This is a genomic window from Maribacter sp. IgM3_T14_3 (assembly GCF_049603095.1).
Classification (GTDB): Bacteria; Bacteroidota; Bacteroidia; order Flavobacteriales; family Flavobacteriaceae; genus Maribacter.
In genome coordinates this window covers 4,728,374-4,744,221 of record NZ_CP187138.1, presented here as the reverse complement: position 1 = coordinate 4,744,221, position 15,848 = coordinate 4,728,374, and the positions used below count along the sequence as shown (strand labels likewise).

Below are 15,848 nucleotides of genomic sequence, written 5' to 3'. Positions count from 1 at the left end.
TCAAAATCTATTATGGGTTTTGTTAAAATTAAATTATTGAATCCATCCCACACACATTGCCCTCCCTCCTATCGTCGGTCAGTTAATAAGTGTTTATTCATTGCTAGTTATTTATTTGAATAGGTATTCATGAACCTCGTACCTCGGTTTCATTACCTTTTCAGAGAGAACTTTAGAAGAAAAATTTAAATAAAGTGAAGTACTAATTATGCCGGCGCTGCAACCCGCTCAAATAATATAAAGTCTCCAAGACCTTATGTTGTTATACCGTAACCAAAGCTAAAGTTACATAACGCAATAACATTATAGTACAAAAACTGATTATTGCTTTTTTATGAGAAAAGTCCATTAAAAAGCAATAATTAATATGTTTTAACGATTTTTCATTGGAGGTAAATCGAAAGCTGTTGCTTCGTGTTCAAAATGATTTCTGTGAGAACCATCGCAAAAAGGTTTGTTATTAGAAAGTCCGCAACGACATATACCTAACACTGTTCTACCTTGTAAGTTATATGAATTACCTTGGCTATCTACAACTTCAAAATCTCCTTCTACTTTTACAGACCCATTACTATTTATGGTTAGTTTTGTTTTGCTCATACTATTAAATTCTTTTATTTGATTTTGGTAAAAATAGGAATATAGATTTAATTTTTATCGTGAATAATTAAGAGTTATTAATTTTAAAACAGCTACAATTTGACACATCTAAAGTACTCCCCCCAGTTGTTCTCAAACCAATTAAATAGTGTACTATTATAGTATAGATGACAATGTCAATACGTCAGAAAAACATATCAAGTATGAAAAATTTATTTAGCTATTTATTGATTCTAATACCTTTTCTAGGATTATGTCAAATGAATAAAAAGCATACGGATAAATGGATAGATAAGAATGAAAGCGAAGATTATACGGCGCGACACGAATGTTCATTTGTGCAAATTGGTGATAAATTTGTATTGTTTGGAGGTCGCGAATCTGCTCAAAAATTAGATATCTACGATTATAAAAATAACACTTGGAGTACCGGTAGAATGGCGCCCAAAGAGTTTAATCATTTTCAGGCAACGGCCTATGAGGGTTTTATTTGGGTAATAGCAGCGTTTAAGACCAATAATTTTCCGAGAGAAATTCCTGAAGAACATGTATGGTTATATCACCCACCTACAGACAATTGGATTCAAGGTCCTGAGATTCCTGAAAACAGAAGAAGAGGTGGTGCAGGTTTGGTTATGTATAAAGATAAGTTCTATGTCGTTGGTGGTAATACTATTGGTCATGATGGCGGTTATGTCAACTGGTTTGATGAATACGATCCTAAAGCCAATACCTGGACTGTATTAGAAAATGCGTCTCAACAAAGGGATCATTTTAGTGCTGCTGTGATCGAAAATAAATTATATGCCGCTGGCGGAAGACAATCTGGTGGCGAAGGCGGAGTGTTTGCCCCTTTACCTGCAATAGTTGACACTTATGATTTTGAATTAAAGCGCTGGTCTGTATTATCTGAAAATTTACCGACCCCAAGAGCCGCTCCTGGTATTGTAGTTTATAACGGGGACCTTTTTGTAATGGGCGGTGAAGGTGAAGAAGCAGGACCTGCTTATAAACTTGTTGAAGCCTATAATCCTAAATCAGGTTTGTGGTCTAAAAAGAAGGATATGAACTATGCTAGGCATGGTACTCAGGCAATACTTTCGGGAAATGGAATTCATATAGCAGCGGGATCACCGGTACGTGCCGGTGGAAATCAAAGGAACATGGAGGTGTATGGCGAAGACAACCCAAAAGGGAAAGCACTTGTAGGTTCAAAGCTAAGTGCTAAGTCAGAAGTTGAAATACCAATTGGTACCGATACGACTATATATCTAAAAAATACGGGAGGTAATACGGGCTGCTTTATCAGTACTATAGCACTTACAGGTGATGCTAGAAATCAGTATCAAATTGAGTCAAAAGTTGAACATATTTTAGTGCCAACAGGAGAAGAAATGGCTATTGTTATTAAACATATAGGTAATTCAGCGAATCAACAAGCAGGTTTGAAAATTGTCTACAACGGAAATCAAGTGCTTGAGATCAATTTGAAGAGTAAGTGATTTGTTTTAGGTAGCGGTTTAATAATACAATCTGAAATCAAGCAACTTACAGACATTGTAATGTCTTTGGTGTAGCTCTTCTACAACTTCGAACATATCATCATCTTCTTTAAATAAGTTGAAAAAAGCCTTGTCAAGGTTGGCGCTACTTACTCCGTTGTATGCATTGCCATAACCAGACACAGCTTTTGCATTGGTAATGTCTAAAAAGTATTGCGCTTCCTCTTCGTCCAGATCCAGAATTTTTGCGTTGGAGAAGTGTAAAATCTTTCCTTTCAATCGTCCTTCAAATAGCTCTGCAATTTCCTGTAAGGTATAATAGTAATCGTTTAAGCAAATACTATTGGCTTCACCATGCATCACCAAATAGATGATTTCATAGTCCTTAAAATTGTGATCATCTAAGACCAGTGCGTTTAAGCTGTCTTCTAATCCTTCAATGGTATCACATGTTTTGTAGATACTTGCTATGCCGTATTTTATAGCCAGTTGCTCCAAGCTTTCTTGAGCTTCGGTAACCTTATCCGTTTCTATGTCTTGAACGCCTTCTAAACAATAAATGAAGTTTTCTTCATCTATAAATTGCTCTTGGGGTAATTGATTTCTTTTCTCTAGCAATATGCTGTAATTATATGAACTACAAAATTACTGTAACTCATTTATACTTTTTAGCGTTTTTAGATAAAATTAGCAATGAAACTACTAGGGTTGATGATAAGTCTTATATGATAAGTATGGTATAATTGCCGATTATTTCATAAAACGCTTGTAGCTATAAATTAATCAACATTCTGAAGTTTAAAAGCACGTGTTCTCCTTCAAATTCTTACATTAGCGAAGTAAACTTTAGGAGTAACTATTTCATAGTTTGAGAAATATCCTTAGAACCTGATTTGATTAATATCAACGTAGGGAAAAGTTATCAGGATCAACAACCTGTACTTTCCTTTTTTCATTTCATTATTTACTCTTTCTGTTTACATCAAAATTAAAATCATTGTTGCGTTTTACGCATTGATAACCTAATGGAAAAGATGATACACATTAAAGTTAACAACACCACTCACCTATTCAAACCGAACACTACATTAGATGAAATCATTAAAGGATTGGATATTTCTGTCAACGGAATAGCCGTGGCGGTAAATGAGAACATAATTACCAAAACAGAGTGGCATACCAAAACACTGAACCAGAGCGATGAAGTACTGGTCATTAGAGCTACCCAAGGGGGTTGAAAATCAGGCTTTCTATTCCCGTATTACCCACATGAAGTAAAAGGATTTCCCTTACAATACTTAAATCACAAAAATGATCGTATTAATAGCACCAGAAAATGATATCCCTAACGAAATTGAAATACTTCATCAGTTATTTCAACAAGGTTTGGCATATTATCATTTGAGAAAACCATTTAAAGACTATCAAGAACATTGCAATTATTTAAATCTAATAGATACTAAATATCACAATAGAATTGTAGTACACCTTTTTCATGAGTTAATCAATGCATATGATTTAAAAGGCGTGCATTTTCAAGAGCAAAAAAGAATAGACCATATTGATAATCCGGGTCAGTATTTTAAAAGTTTAGATATGTACGGTAAGACCATAAGTTCTTCTTTTCACGATCCAGAGGTATTAGAAGATTGTGAATTTGAATTTGATTATCATTTACTGAGTCCCGTGTTTTCTTCCATCTCTAAAGAAGGATATGAAGGAAAAGGTTTTGACGTCAACCAAAGTGATAAGTTAATCGTGGGCATGGGCGGAATAACTGATAAAACAGTACAACAAACACTAAAGCTCGGTTTTAAAGGTATTGGTGTCTTAGGCGGAGTTTGGAATATGGAAAACCCTGTTGAAAGCTTTATAGCCTTGAAAAAGCAATATGAAGCAGCATGGATTGAACAGAAGAAAACAGCGAGTAAAAATAGCATGAATTAAGTATTTATATGATACCAACATTACATTATATATCACAAGGCAGTACACCGCAAGAACACTTAGAAAACATTCAGAAAGCGTGTTCTTCTGGGGCGGAATTGGTGCAATTGCGTTTAAAAAACCAGCCAGAAAAAGTAGTACTTGAAACCGCACAACAAGCACGAGGAATTACTGCGAAGTTTCAGGCACTATTAATCATTAACGATCACTATAAAATTGCCGCTTCGATAAAAGCAGATGGTGTGCATTTAGGTAAATTAGACTCCTGCCCTACTAAAGCAAGAAAAGAGCTGGCTTCTTGGCAACTCATTGGTGGCACCGCCAATACATTGGAGGATTGTAAAACTCTGATTCATAAAAAAGTAGATTATATAGGTTTGGGACCTTTCAGGTTTACGAAGACCAAAGAGAATTTGAGTCCCGTATTGGGCATCAACGGTTATTTGACCATACTCGAAGAACTCAAAACAGAATTGCCTGTAATTGCCATAGGCGGTATTGTTATAGATGATGTTTCAGAACTAATGAAAACAGGTATTCATGGTATCGCTGTTTCCGGTGAAATAACGCGTAATTTTAATAGCATTCCAGATTTTAAGAAACGCATCAATGGTGGCGAAATAGTAGAAGAACGTTGGATATCCGAAGAAAAAAGAAAATAAGATGTTACAGATAGCAGATAAGAAGTTTAGCTCAAGATTGTTTACGGGAACGGGAAAATTTAGCTCGTCGCAAGTAATGAAAGAAGCCATACTGGCTTCAGAAAGTGAATTGGTGACCGTGGCATTAAAACGGGTAGATGTTGGTGATGCTCAAGATGATATATTAAGCCATTTAAATCATAATCGCATTAATTTATTACCCAATACATCGGGAGTTCGTACTGCTAAAGAAGCTGTTTTTGCCGCTCAATTATCTCGTGAAGCCTTAGAGACCAATTGGGTGAAATTAGAAATACATCCCGATCCAAAATATCTGCTTCCAGATCCCATAGAAACTCTGAAGGCTGCCGAAGAACTAGTTAAACTAGGTTTTGTGGTTATGCCTTATATACATGCTGATCCCGTTCTGTGTAAACGTTTAGAGGAAGTTGGTGTGCAGTGTGTAATGCCTTTAGGTGCACCCATAGGAAGTAATAAAGGATTAAAGACACAAGAATTTTTAGAGATCATCATTGACCAAAGCAATGTCCCTGTTATTGTAGATGCCGGTATTGGCGCTCCTTCACATGCAGCCTTTGCAATGGAGCTAGGTGCAGATGCCGTGTTGGTGAATACTGCCATAGCCGTTTCTCAAAACCCTGTAGCAATGGGCATAGCATTTAAAATGGCGGTTACAGCGGGCAGAATGGCTTTTGAAGCGAAACTGGCACCCATAGTGCATAAAAAAGCCGAAGCAAGTAGTCCCTTAACCAGTTTTTTGAATTAGAAGATTATGAGCAGTTTCAAAACCCTATTCGATACTTACAATTGGGATGATACCTTAGCCAGTATTTTTTCTAAAACAGAGGACGATGTGTTACGCGCATTGAGTAACACAAAACGAGATTTAGAAGATTTTAAAGCATTACTATCGCCTGCAGCAAAACCCTATTTAGAGCAAATGGCGCAATTGAGTCGCAATTTGACCAAGAAACGCTTTGGGAATACCATACAAATGTATTCGCCCATGTATTTAAGTAACGAATGCCAGAACATTTGTACCTACTGCGGTTTTAGCATGACCAATAAAATTCCGCGTAGGACCTTGACCGACGCTGAAATTTTAAAAGAAGTAGCATATATAAAATCTAAAGGCTATGACCATATTTTATTGGTTACAGGAGAAGCCAATAAAACCGTTGGTGTAGATTACTTCAATAATGCCTTGCAGTTAATCCGTTCTCAATTTTCAAATATCACCATAGAGGTACAACCCTTGCTGCAAGATGAATATGAGCTGTTAATTGAAAATGGACTGTATGCCGTTTTGGTATATCAAGAAACTTACCATAGAGAGGAGTATAAAAAGCACCACCCAAAAGGTAAGAAATCTAATTTCGATTTTAGGCTAGATACACCAGACCGATTGGGCAAAGCCGGAATTCACAAAATTGGTTTGGGCGCATTGTTCGGCTTAGAAGATTGGCGTGCAGATAGCTTTTTTACGGCATTGCATTTAAAGTATTTACAGAAGACGTATTGGAAGACAAAATATTCAATATCGTTTCCTAGATTACGACCCCATTCAGACGGATTGGAACCAAAGGTTGAAATGACCGACCCAGATTTGGTGCAACTAATATGCGCTTTCAGGTTATTAGATGAAGATGTAGAACTTTCCATGTCTACGCGTGAAAGTGAAGTGTTTAGGAATAATATTGTGAATTTGGGCATTACCTCCATAAGCGCAGAGTCTAAAACCAACCCTGGTGGGTATGCCGTAGCACCAGAATCTTTAGAGCAATTTGAAATATCAGATGAAAGACCAACAGAAGACATCACCGCCATGTTAAAAAGTCAAGGTCTAGATGTGGTTTGGAAAGATTGGGCTAATAATTGGCAAGACTAAAAGCTGTTTTTAGCAATACGAAGAAATCAACTTAGTTTGCTGTTTTTAGAGTGTATTACGCCATGTAAACTTTTACGCAAAAAAAAGTCTCTGCATACCAAATTAGCTATGAACTAATTAAGGTATACAGAGACTCTCTGTAAGAAGTAAACTTATTTTCCCAATTTCTTCCTTATGATGAAAAATAAGTCTGTAATAAAATACTACTAAAAATTCTCTATGATTAAAGTATAAAAATTATTTAGATAACTTAATTTTATTTACAATTGAATGTTATACTAGTTATTAAAATATCAATTCTTATAGGCATTATAACTTCGTACCAAAAAAAAAAGTAATATTAAAATTTAATATTAGCAATCATTTGCTATTTAAATATAGAACTATACACTTCATCAATATTAAAATCAGGGGAGCCTTGTCTACTATAATAATTGGAATATCTAGAAATGATATCTTTTAAAAAAGGCATAGAAACTGTTGCAATTCTTTTGCATTCTCCTTTTTTTATTTTACGATCAACGGCTCTTACACTTACAGTTGTTTTGTCTTGAAAATCAATTAATCCGGCATCAATATTATTATGCTTAGGAATGAAATGAAAATTGGCTGAGGAATTATTCTGTATATATTTACTTAGTCGCTTACGTGTATCATTATTTTTTCCGGTGGCACCACTTAGTGAACTGTAATTTTTTATTTCCGAAGCTAAATTTTTTATTTTACAAAATAAAATTCTTTTTGTATTCCTAGTACCATTTATACGAACTACAATATCACATGAAGGAGTTAAAACAATATAACGCTCACCTGAATACTGAACGATATCACCAGTGAAAATATTTTCTTTAATAGGTTTAGTAATATAAAATTCACTTGGATGATATTTTGCTTCATCAAGATACTCTAACATATGAAGTAGTGTATAGCGCAATAAAGATTTTTCCTTTTGCTCTGAATTTCTAGAATTGTCCTTTGACCATAAATCAATTGATGTAGATAGATTATTCCAGAATATTTTATCCAAATATTTTTCGATTTGACCTTGTTTTCCTATGATTTTAAGAATTCCCGTTTCTTGAATATTGATAATATCGCTAAAGACTTCATTATAGTCAATACCGTCTTTCGTTTTAATTTTTAAAAAATCTGATTGAATAAAATCAGGACTTACATCTCCTGGAGTATTTGTTATAATATAAACAGGAAATCGTCTTTTAGTATAAATTTGATTTACTAAATTATTTCCTTCTTCAGCACTTAATATATCTTCTGTTGATAATTTTAAATCTATAAATGCAGCCGACCACTCATTTTCCTCTAATTCTTTTAAACCTTCTTTTTCAGTAGTCTTTACAACAGGTTTAATAACATGATTTCCATCATATTCCATATTTAATGTTCTTATGGTATCTTGATAGGCTTGAATATCGTTTGGATCGTTTTCTACTATTAGAATATCAATTATCGCCATATTATTTTTTAATTTCTATTGTAAAGTAAGCTCCATTATCAATATCATGAGCTAAAATAACTCCATTAAGTCTATCTGCCGATTCGCCAGCAATAGGCAATCCTAATCCTGTTCCATTTACTTTCTTTGAAAATCCAGGGTTAAATATAGCAGCACTTTCAATATCATTTTTACTAATTCCAGGTCCATTATCTTTATAATGTATAATTATATCTTTTTTGCCGTCTTCAAGGTAAATTGAAATTTTCTTGTCATTTTCATTTTCTAATTCATTTAACCAATAAATACTATTTGATTCCACGGTACTTTACCAGTATCCTTTTGTTTATTAACTTTAGGACAAATATAGTAAGATATGAACCTATTAAGATTTATGGAGCAGTTCCCCGATGAGGAATCCTGTCGCACCGATATGCGAAATGTTAGGGAAAAGCAGGTCGTGATATGCAAGAAGTGTAAGGGTAAAAAGCAGTATTGGCTCAAGGCCAAGGGACAATGGCAATGCGCAGACTGCGGTTTCAGGACGACCCTTCGCAGCGGCACCATGATGGAGAACAGCAAATTGCCTTTAAGGACATGGTATATCGCCATGGCATTCATGACCTATAGCAAAAAGGGTGTCTCCGCCGTGGAACTCCAGCGTCAGCTAGGCCACAAGCGGTACGATACGGTCTGGTCGCTCATGCACAGAATAAGGGAAGCAATGGGTAAACGGGACGCGCTTTACGGACTAAAGGGGGAAATCGAGTTCGACGAGGGCTATTTTGAGATTGCTACCAAGGAGATCGTAAAGAAGAACCTTAAAAGGGGGCGCGGTAGCCAAAAACAGTCCAATGTAGCGGTAATGGCCGAATCGACGCCTTTGGAAGACCCCGCTACCGGAAAGAAGAGTAGCCATTGCCGATATTTCAAGATGAAGGTACTTACATCCCATAAGGCAGAGGAAATAGATGAAACCGTAAAGGGCAACTTTGAGGAAACGAGCATCGTTTTCAGCGACAAAAGCACGAGTTATGTGAACATATCCGATTATGTCGAGATGCACATAATGGAAAAATCCGGTAAGGAAACCACGGCAACGACACTAAAATGGGTACATATCGCCATTGCCAATGCCAAAAGGACCTTATTGGGCATATACCATAAGATAAAAGGGAAATACTTGCAGAACTACCTTGACGAATTCTGCTATAAACTCAATAGAAGATACTTTGGGGAAAGGCTTTTCGATAGACTCACAATCGCGATCATAACCCCGTACTGGTATATAAACGAGTAATCAAAAATACTATTTTCAATTAAATTGGTAAATATGATTATCAAATCTTCTTCCCATCCTTTGAATAAAATATTTTCTTCTCCTTTTAAACTGAATTTAATGGAATTTTCATCAAAAACTGTTTTAAAAATTGCAGCAGATTTTTCAATAGCTTTTATAACTGAAAAATCTTTTTTATCTCCTTTATTTTGTTTTGCCAATGGGTCTAATCTTTTAAATAAATCAGAAAGAAAAATACTTTGCTCTTTATAATTTTCTAGCCTATCTAAAATGTCATCATATATTTCATCTGACCAATCACCTTTGGCTTTATAATGTTTTAACCATCTAGACAGGTTTGGAGATTGTTGCTTAAAATAACTAACAGGTTTTCTACCTTCGTGCAACAATACTGTAACTACTTTACCTAAAGTTGCTTGACCTTGATATATTGCAATCGTCTTTTGAATATTATTAAGAATTAATGATTTTTTTTCTGCTTCTTTTTTTATTAAAGATTTTATTTCTTTTATCGTATTATCATCAGCTTTTAAAGAGTCTAGTTTTTTGCTAATATCTTTTGACAGACTTTCAAAGTCAAATAACTCTTCAAGTTCTTTTTTAGTTGTGTCAGACTTTCTCCCTTTTCCTGTTTTTTTTCTGTAATTATATCTTCTTGATTCAAGTTCATTAATTACAACTTGTAGAATTTCAATTAACCCAAAATAATTTGAATCCTCTTTTAATCCATCTCTAGCACTTTTTTCTCTCAAACCTGATATCTCTTCAGGCATAATTTCGATAAAACCAATAACTTGATTATTACTAATTCGAAATGAAGGGTTTTGAATTCTTCTTTTATCTAAATCAAGCCAATCTATTCCTCCATTGCCATAAGGTCTAACTCTGAATTTTTCCCTATATAGATTAACGCCATAAGCATCGTCAAGCATTAATTTTGCTTCCCTTTTACCTATAGCTAATTTTGTAATAGGATCTATTAAACCTTTATCAATTAAGTTTGATATAGCTTCTGGGTCTCTATCAAAAACACGGAAATCAAACTTTATAGGTCCACAATAGTTGTTTTCATTTTTTAATTTTATAGGAAAAGAAATATTATCATGTGTAGTGCTTTTATCATAGCTATTCTCATAAATAGCCTTAAGATTCCCATCGGAATCTACTTCTCCACTAATTTTATAATCAAAAAAATCGCTAATAGGTAAAGCTTCAATTTCAAAAACCTGATTATTGTATTCTTCAAACGGACAATTGATGAAAGCAAGATTAATATTAAAAATTTCTTTGTCAATATTATTTTTTAGAATTGGAGATTTTAACTTTCTTAGTTCTCTAGTTAGTTTTAATAATTCTGGTCTTCCCCATTCATTGAGTTTTTCACCTTTAGCCTCAATTATTAATTTTGTTCCTGACTTATTATTTGTGATGGCTGATTTAACTTCAATTAAAACTTCTTCTAAGAACTCTTTCTCGTCAAATATTCCCCAATTTATCTCAACAAGTGTTTCTTCGCCTAATTTATCTATTGAGGTTAAATTAAGTTTTTGCCCTAATATTGCAGCGGCATATCTACCAATTCCTTTTCTCCCTTGGAAATTTCTTCCTTTAGGACTTGACTTTTCTCTTTACTTATTATCTGTAGCAGGTACAAGCCATTTGGTCAAAATAGTTTCTCTGGACATACCATGTCCATCATCTAATATTTCAATATATAGAAATGAATTATCTTTGTAATCAAAAGTAATATCAACATAGTTTGCATCCGCGTCGAATGAATTCTTAACAAGCTCAATAATTGCAGCGTAAGAATCACCAATTAAATCTTCTCCAATTGTAGTTATTAGCCTTGCTGCTGGTCTTATATGATAAAAATTATCTTTACTACTCATTATACTATTTTAATCAATTCATTTGCAATTTCTCTTGCCATTAATGGGGGTACAGCATTTCCAATTTGTCTGAAGGCAGCACTTCTTCCTCCTTCAAAAAAATAATCATCTGAAAATGATTGTATTCTAGCAGCTTCACGTACAGATAATGAACGAACTTGTTTGCTATCTGGATATATATAATGATGCCCATCTTTAGCTATATGTGCTACCATTGTGTGAGAAAATCCGTTAGCATCAACAACTTTATATCTATCTAAAAAGGATTTCTCATTTTTATGAGTTTTTAGATCATCGGGTAAATCAGGGTATTTTAATCGTTCTTCTTTTTGCCATTTTTTAATAGCTATTTTATAGATTTCCAAATCTCGATCATTATGAGGTCTAGCTATATGTTGAGTAACAAAATCTACACCATTATGCATTTCAAATTGATTTAAATATTCATTTGTATTTGATTTATATTTAGTGATGTTTTTTTGCTCTCCAGGTTTAAGTTTTTTTAAATCTGTTAGAATATCTCTAACTTTAAAATTGTGTAAAATTTTATCAAAATCTGGATACTTAAAATCTATATCTTTTCTCCAACCTATTAAAATAACTCTTCTTCTTTTTTGAAGTACTCCAAAATCTTCAGAATGTTGAATTTTATAGTCTAAATTATATCCAATTGACCGAAAATATTTTTGCATATTTTTAAAATACAGACCTTTTTCAGCAGAAATAAGACCTAATACATTTTCAAAAACAAAAACTTTAGGTCTGTAATTTTTTAAAAATTTTGCATATTCTTTATAAAGAAAATTGCGAGGGTCATCTTTCATACCTTTTTTATCCCTTCCTCTACCAACTAAAGAATAAGCTTGACAAGGCGGTCCACCAATAACTAAATCAATTTCGTTATTTCCTGCTAATTTATCTATCTCAGTAAAAATAAAATCATTGTTTTTACCGCCGATACCTATATTTAAAACAGAATCTGATAAGGATTTATCTCCATATTTTGATATGAAATTTTCACGAGAGATTTTATCATTTAAATAGTCATAATAATGCTCCAGATTATTTTCATGTTTCAGTTTGTGATAAACTAATCTTGTCTCTAATGTATTACAAGCATGTGAATCTATTTCAACATGTGCTATAGGATTGAACCCTGCTTTAATAAAGCCTTCTGAAAGACCACCAGCACCGGAAAATAAGTCAATAAAATTCATAACGTGAATATACTAATAATTAAAAATTGCATATTCACTTAATGTAAAATTTTATCATATTATTAATGATATCAGTCGTACAATTACACTCTTAATTAAGTTTAGTATAAATGTATTCGAATTAAAATTGAACACTATTATTCATTAATCATTTGGTTTATGTTTATGAGGTTTTAGTTTTGGATGTTTCGGTTTATTATCCGGCGTTACTCTCCTCCTTTTATCAGGAGTACCATCTTCTTTCTTTGGTTTTGGACCAGGTTTAATAGCTTCAACTTTTATCATTGTTGTTGGTTCTAAAATCTATGCGTTAAAAATAAAACGTTACCATGGTTATTTGTTACGGGTTTCCGTAATCAACGTAAATAATGAAATAAAACATTATTGACTTGAAGATTAAAGATTTCTTCTAATCTTAATTTCCATACATACCGTTATTTATTCAATACATCATATTCAATTTGCATGTGACACAAAACTCTAATAATCAGATATTTAATTTTATAATTTAAAAGGATAATCATTTAAATTATAAAATTATGTTTGAGCTTGAAATGACTTTTACAAGATCTTTAGAAAGGCAACAGGAATCATCTGACGAGGGTGTATTACAAATAGTGGGCATTACAATAGTTGGAAATGAAGTTAATGTTAACCCTATTAGTATTGATTTAAAACAGCAACGACCTATTGATTTTCTTGGCAGTTGGCCTGATCATTACGGTACGTTTAGAAACCCTGTAAGTATTGCAACTATTAGTGCAGGTAGTCCATATTTCGCATACGTAATTAGGGCTATAGAATGCGACAATTCAAATAAAAGGGAAGAAGATCTATCACATTTTGTAAATAGTATAGAGGAAGCGGCACAGGCTAGTGTTACACTGGGGAATTTACCAGATGTTAATACAATATGGGTCGCTGGAAATGAACCAAAACTAAATGATAGGAGGTGGCGCGATGATGATGATATAATAGGTGTTTCCGCAAGAGTTTACCCAGATTATGGCACTAAACTTGCCGAACCAAATGCAACTATTAACCCTCCTGTTTCTGGTAGCGTAATTCCTGGAGGTAGTGAGCAAACAGAATTACTTTTTAATAGAGATGGAGCTTCTTGGCGTATTGGGGTCAATTTATACGGCAAATGGAGATAACGTATTTAAGTTATTAAAATAGGGCTATATCATATCACAATGGGTCATTTACCACAATACATACGTAACTTTGTCAATTAAATAACCCAACGTTTACATCTATAATTATGGACATGATAATCCCTAAGCTACATTACATACCAAAAGGAAATTCACCAAAAGAGGTTTTGGAAAATATACAAAAGGCGTGTACTTCGGGTATAGAATTGGTACAGTTAGGTTTAGATGATGTATCAGAAAAGAAGTTTTTAAAAATAGCTGAGGAAGCTAGGGAAATCACTTCTCATTTTCAGACCCGGTTGATTATTGAGAATCAGTTTAAGATTGCACATACCATTAAAGCAGATGGAGTTCTATTAGATAAAACAGGTAAATCCCCTACCGAGGTTCGAAAACTGCTATACACATGGCAAATGATCGGTGGTACGGCAAACACCTTGCAAGACGCAGAAACACTATTGACCAAAGAAGTTGATTATATCAATTTAGGTCCGTTTAAAGCTACTGTCAACGAAGAAGATTCGAGTCCGGTTTTAGGTTTAAATGGGTATACGTTACTCTTAGAAGCTTTAAAAACTGAAACTCCAATTATTGCTTTTGGAGGTATCACCACAGCAGATGTTAAAGGGTTATTAGAAGCAGGCGTATCTGGCATTGCGGTATCAGAAGAGATTACGAGCAATTTTGATAGTATAAAAACATTTCACCAGTTACTGCAAGCATCTTCAACAGCAGAACAACGACATACTTTCGAATAAAAAATAGCGCAATACTGCGCTATTTTTGATTTTGCTATTATGTAGCATATTAACATTCTTCTAACTTGAATTGCGTTTCAAAATCATCTTCAATAACTTTATAGCTATTGGGGCAAAAGCGATGGGCAATAAACTCTTTTAGCTCTTGGAAACCATAATTAAACTGCGCATTGGTTATGTACAACTATACTTTAGACGCACCTTGTTGTTTTTTAAAGCTATCTAAAAGTGTATTAGGAGCAACTATAGTCCGGTCCGTTATGTATTTTTAAAATAAAAATGCTAGGTATAAATTTATGCTCTGTACTTAATTTCAAAACAAACTTTCAAAGAAAGCGTAAATCTTATAGCAGTATCATCCGTTGAATTAATTTATGTAATTAGCTATTTATTAATATATTACAGAGAAATAGTGAAGTATTAATTACAGCGGCCAATTTTAAAACGTACCACCAAATTATGGAAACCGAAAAAGAAGAACAACAAGACCATCAGAAAGAACTGGAGAAAAAATCTAAAGAAATTAAGGGCGGCAATGAGTACAGTGTTATTCTTAGTAGGGTAATTCATGAAGGAGAAGAAATTTTCAAGGTAAAAAATAAAGCCATGTTCTTAAGTGCGCTAATTGCCGGACTAGAAATTGGGTTTAGTTATTTTATGATCTGTGCGCTGTATTATCTATTGAACGGTACTATTGAAACAACGTTCATTTTTAAACTTTTTGCACTGGTATACCCTGTCGGATTTATTTTGGTTATTCTCGGAAAATCTGCTCTATTTACCGAACAAACATCGGTATTGGCTTTGCCCATGTTAAATGGTCAGCGCAGCATTTGGGAGTTATTACGTGTATGGGGATTGGTTATTCTAGGTAATATTATAGGCGGAATTATTTTTGCAGTCTTTATCGGATTTCTTGCGCCCCATCTTCATCTGTTTACAGCGGAAACCATGGTAGAAATTGGTACCCATGTCGCAAAAGAAGATTCTTGGGTACTATTAACTAGTGCCGTAGTTGCCGGATGGCTTATGGGGCTTTTGACTTGGTTATTGAACAGTACCATGAATTCGCTTACCCGTGTGGTACTTATAATTATGATTACCGGTGTTATAGGTTTTGGAGGATTTCACCATAGTATTGTCGGTAATATAGAGGTGTTCGGTGCCTTTCTACATTCCGCTGATATTAGCTTTCTAGATTACCTCTGGTTTTTGTTTTTAGCATTGTTGGGTAACAGTATTGGTGGCGCAGTAGTTGTTGGATTATTTAAATACCGAATTTTTGAATCTAACTATGAGGAGAAGGTGTGATACTATCTGATTATGAGATATTTAGTATTGTATTTTTCTTTGTGTTGGTTGTAGCAAAAAACAAAATTAGTTCTTTGAATTTTCTCTTGACAAAAGCTATGTAATCCGCATTATCATATCAGTTTTAAGTTGAAATTTGGCACAAAAAAATAGCGCAGTAA

18 protein-coding genes and 1 riboswitch are annotated in these 15,848 nt (G+C 33.9%); of the genes, 10 read left to right on the top strand and 8 right to left on the bottom strand.

Annotated features, from left to right (window positions below; genetic code table 11):
• Positions 1-372: 372 nt before the first annotated feature.
• Entirely contained in the window at positions 373-600 is a 228-nt protein-coding gene (locus tag ACPF9A_RS20955) for a CDGSH iron-sulfur domain-containing protein (RefSeq protein WP_424000151.1), read from the bottom strand.
• Between the two features lie 203 nt (positions 601-803).
• On the opposite strand from ACPF9A_RS20955, the gene ACPF9A_RS20950 reads away from it, so the two are divergent.
• Positions 804-2,102, top strand: a complete 1,299-nt coding sequence (locus ACPF9A_RS20950) for a Kelch repeat-containing protein (protein ID WP_424000149.1) — start codon at positions 804-806, stop codon at positions 2,100-2,102.
• A gap of 18 nt (positions 2,103-2,120) precedes the next feature.
• Here ACPF9A_RS20950 and ACPF9A_RS20945 read toward each other — a convergent pair whose 3' ends face one another.
• On the bottom strand, positions 2,121-2,720 hold the full coding sequence (locus ACPF9A_RS20945; protein WP_424000147.1) for a DUF6642 family protein: 600 nt from the start codon (positions 2,718-2,720) through the stop codon (positions 2,121-2,123).
• 220 nt (positions 2,721-2,940) lie between these two features.
• Positions 2,941-3,034: riboswitch (TPP riboswitch) on the top strand.
• Between the two features lie 102 nt (positions 3,035-3,136).
• Between ACPF9A_RS20945 and thiS the strand changes: the two genes are divergently transcribed.
• The 5 genes from thiS to thiH all read left to right on the top strand — a co-directional run bounded on the left by thiS (position 3,137) and on the right by thiH (position 6,599).
• Positions 3,137-3,340, top strand: coding sequence for a sulfur carrier protein ThiS (thiS, locus tag ACPF9A_RS20940; RefSeq protein WP_424000145.1), 204 nt, complete (start codon positions 3,137-3,139; stop codon positions 3,338-3,340).
• A 73-nt stretch (positions 3,341-3,413) separates the two neighbouring features.
• Entirely contained in the window at positions 3,414-4,049 is a 636-nt protein-coding gene (locus ACPF9A_RS20935) for a thiamine phosphate synthase (protein WP_424000143.1), read from the top strand.
• A gap of 8 nt (positions 4,050-4,057) precedes the next feature.
• Positions 4,058-4,711 (top strand): thiamine phosphate synthase, encoded by a 654-nt coding sequence (gene thiE, locus ACPF9A_RS20930; protein ID WP_424000141.1) that lies wholly within the window; start codon positions 4,058-4,060, stop codon positions 4,709-4,711.
• Position 4,712: 1 nt separating this feature from the next.
• Positions 4,713-5,477 carry a thiazole synthase gene (locus ACPF9A_RS20925; protein ID WP_424000139.1) on the top strand — a complete coding sequence of 255 codons (765 nt, stop codon included), beginning with the start codon at positions 4,713-4,715 and terminating at the stop codon, positions 5,475-5,477.
• 6 nt (positions 5,478-5,483) lie between these two features.
• Positions 5,484-6,599, top strand: coding sequence for a 2-iminoacetate synthase ThiH (gene thiH / locus ACPF9A_RS20920; RefSeq protein WP_424000137.1), 1,116 nt, complete (start codon positions 5,484-5,486; stop codon positions 6,597-6,599).
• A gap of 367 nt (positions 6,600-6,966) precedes the next feature.
• Here thiH and ACPF9A_RS20915 read toward each other — a convergent pair whose 3' ends face one another.
• Together ACPF9A_RS20915 and ACPF9A_RS20910 are read right to left on the bottom strand one after the other, a co-directional pair.
• Positions 6,967-8,073, bottom strand: coding sequence for a hypothetical protein (locus ACPF9A_RS20915; protein ID WP_424000135.1), 1,107 nt, complete (start codon positions 8,071-8,073; stop codon positions 6,967-6,969).
• 1 nt (position 8,074) lies between these two features.
• Positions 8,075-8,374 (bottom strand): ATP-binding protein, encoded by a 300-nt coding sequence (locus ACPF9A_RS20910; RefSeq protein WP_424000133.1) that lies wholly within the window; start codon positions 8,372-8,374, stop codon positions 8,075-8,077.
• Positions 8,375-8,428: 54 nt separating this feature from the next.
• Here ACPF9A_RS20910 and ACPF9A_RS20905 point away from each other — a divergent pair, with 54 nt between their 5' ends.
• Positions 8,429-9,352 carry an IS1595 family transposase gene (locus ACPF9A_RS20905; protein ID WP_424000131.1) on the top strand — a complete coding sequence of 308 codons (924 nt, stop codon included), beginning with the start codon at positions 8,429-8,431 and terminating at the stop codon, positions 9,350-9,352.
• Here ACPF9A_RS20905 and ACPF9A_RS20900 read toward each other — a convergent pair.
• The 4 genes from ACPF9A_RS20900 to ACPF9A_RS20885 form a co-directional block, all read right to left on the bottom strand.
• On the bottom strand, positions 9,262-10,284 hold the full coding sequence (locus tag ACPF9A_RS20900; RefSeq protein WP_424000129.1) for a hypothetical protein: 1,023 nt from the start codon (positions 10,282-10,284) through the stop codon (positions 9,262-9,264). The two genes, ACPF9A_RS20905 and ACPF9A_RS20900, sit on opposite strands and share 91 nt — an antisense overlap.
• A 696-nt stretch (positions 10,285-10,980) precedes the next feature.
• Positions 10,981-11,244 (bottom strand): ATP-binding protein, encoded by a 264-nt coding sequence (locus tag ACPF9A_RS20895; protein WP_424000127.1) that lies wholly within the window; start codon positions 11,242-11,244, stop codon positions 10,981-10,983.
• A complete protein-coding gene (locus ACPF9A_RS20890) occupies positions 11,244-12,461 on the bottom strand; it encodes a DNA cytosine methyltransferase (RefSeq protein WP_424000125.1) in 1,218 nt (405 codons plus the stop codon). The genes ACPF9A_RS20895 and ACPF9A_RS20890 overlap by 1 nt, the downstream gene beginning before the upstream one ends.
• Positions 12,462-12,605: 144 nt before the next feature.
• A complete protein-coding gene (locus tag ACPF9A_RS20885; RefSeq protein WP_424000123.1) occupies positions 12,606-12,746 on the bottom strand; it encodes a hypothetical protein in 141 nt (46 codons plus the stop codon).
• Positions 12,747-13,000: 254 nt separating this feature from the next.
• Between ACPF9A_RS20885 and ACPF9A_RS20880 the strand changes: the two genes are divergently transcribed.
• From ACPF9A_RS20880 to ACPF9A_RS20870, 3 genes are all read left to right on the top strand, one after another.
• The gene (locus ACPF9A_RS20880) at positions 13,001-13,618 is read left to right on the top strand and encodes a hypothetical protein (RefSeq protein ID WP_424000122.1); all 618 of its coding nucleotides are present in this window, start codon (positions 13,001-13,003) and stop codon (positions 13,616-13,618) included.
• Positions 13,619-13,731: 113 nt separating this feature from the next.
• Positions 13,732-14,376, top strand: coding sequence for a thiamine phosphate synthase (locus ACPF9A_RS20875; RefSeq protein ID WP_424004549.1), 645 nt, complete (start codon positions 13,732-13,734; stop codon positions 14,374-14,376).
• A 459-nt stretch (positions 14,377-14,835) separates the two neighbouring features.
• On the top strand, positions 14,836-15,687 hold the full coding sequence (locus ACPF9A_RS20870) for a formate/nitrite transporter family protein (protein WP_424000120.1): 852 nt from the start codon (positions 14,836-14,838) through the stop codon (positions 15,685-15,687).
• Positions 15,688-15,848 lie beyond the last annotated feature (161 nt).

Excerpts from the sequence above, each read along its gene's own strand:
- ACPF9A_RS20905 (WP_424000131.1), top strand. The coding sequence starts at position 8,429 with ATGAACCTATTAAGATTTATGGAGCAGTTCCCCGATGAGGAATCCTGT.
- ACPF9A_RS20900 (WP_424000129.1), bottom strand. The coding sequence starts at position 10,284 with ATGCTTGACGATGCTTATGGCGTTAATCTATATAGGGAAAAATTCAGA.
- ACPF9A_RS20915 (WP_424000135.1), bottom strand. The coding sequence starts at position 8,073 with ATGGCGATAATTGATATTCTAATAGTAGAAAACGATCCAAACGATATT.
- ACPF9A_RS20890 (WP_424000125.1), bottom strand. The coding sequence starts at position 12,461 with ATGAATTTTATTGACTTATTTTCCGGTGCTGGTGGTCTTTCAGAAGGC.
- ACPF9A_RS20955 (WP_424000151.1), bottom strand. The coding sequence starts at position 600 with ATGAGCAAAACAAAACTAACCATAAATAGTAATGGGTCTGTAAAAGTA.
- ACPF9A_RS20885 (WP_424000123.1), bottom strand. The coding sequence starts at position 12,746 with ATGATAAAAGTTGAAGCTATTAAACCTGGTCCAAAACCAAAGAAAGAA.
- ACPF9A_RS20895 (WP_424000127.1), bottom strand. The coding sequence starts at position 11,244 with ATGAGTAGTAAAGATAATTTTTATCATATAAGACCAGCAGCAAGGCTA.
- ACPF9A_RS20925 (WP_424000139.1), top strand. The coding sequence starts at position 4,713 with ATGTTACAGATAGCAGATAAGAAGTTTAGCTCAAGATTGTTTACGGGA.
- ACPF9A_RS20875 (WP_424004549.1), top strand. The coding sequence starts at position 13,732 with ATGATAATCCCTAAGCTACATTACATACCAAAAGGAAATTCACCAAAA.
- ACPF9A_RS20870 (WP_424000120.1), top strand. The coding sequence starts at position 14,836 with ATGGAAACCGAAAAAGAAGAACAACAAGACCATCAGAAAGAACTGGAG.
- thiE (WP_424000141.1), top strand. The coding sequence starts at position 4,058 with ATGATACCAACATTACATTATATATCACAAGGCAGTACACCGCAAGAA.
- thiS (WP_424000145.1), top strand. The coding sequence starts at position 3,137 with ATGATACACATTAAAGTTAACAACACCACTCACCTATTCAAACCGAAC.
- ACPF9A_RS20935 (WP_424000143.1), top strand. The coding sequence starts at position 3,414 with ATGATCGTATTAATAGCACCAGAAAATGATATCCCTAACGAAATTGAA.
- ACPF9A_RS20950 (WP_424000149.1), top strand. The coding sequence starts at position 804 with ATGAAAAATTTATTTAGCTATTTATTGATTCTAATACCTTTTCTAGGA.
- thiH (WP_424000137.1), top strand. The coding sequence starts at position 5,484 with ATGAGCAGTTTCAAAACCCTATTCGATACTTACAATTGGGATGATACC.
- ACPF9A_RS20880 (WP_424000122.1), top strand. The coding sequence starts at position 13,001 with ATGTTTGAGCTTGAAATGACTTTTACAAGATCTTTAGAAAGGCAACAG.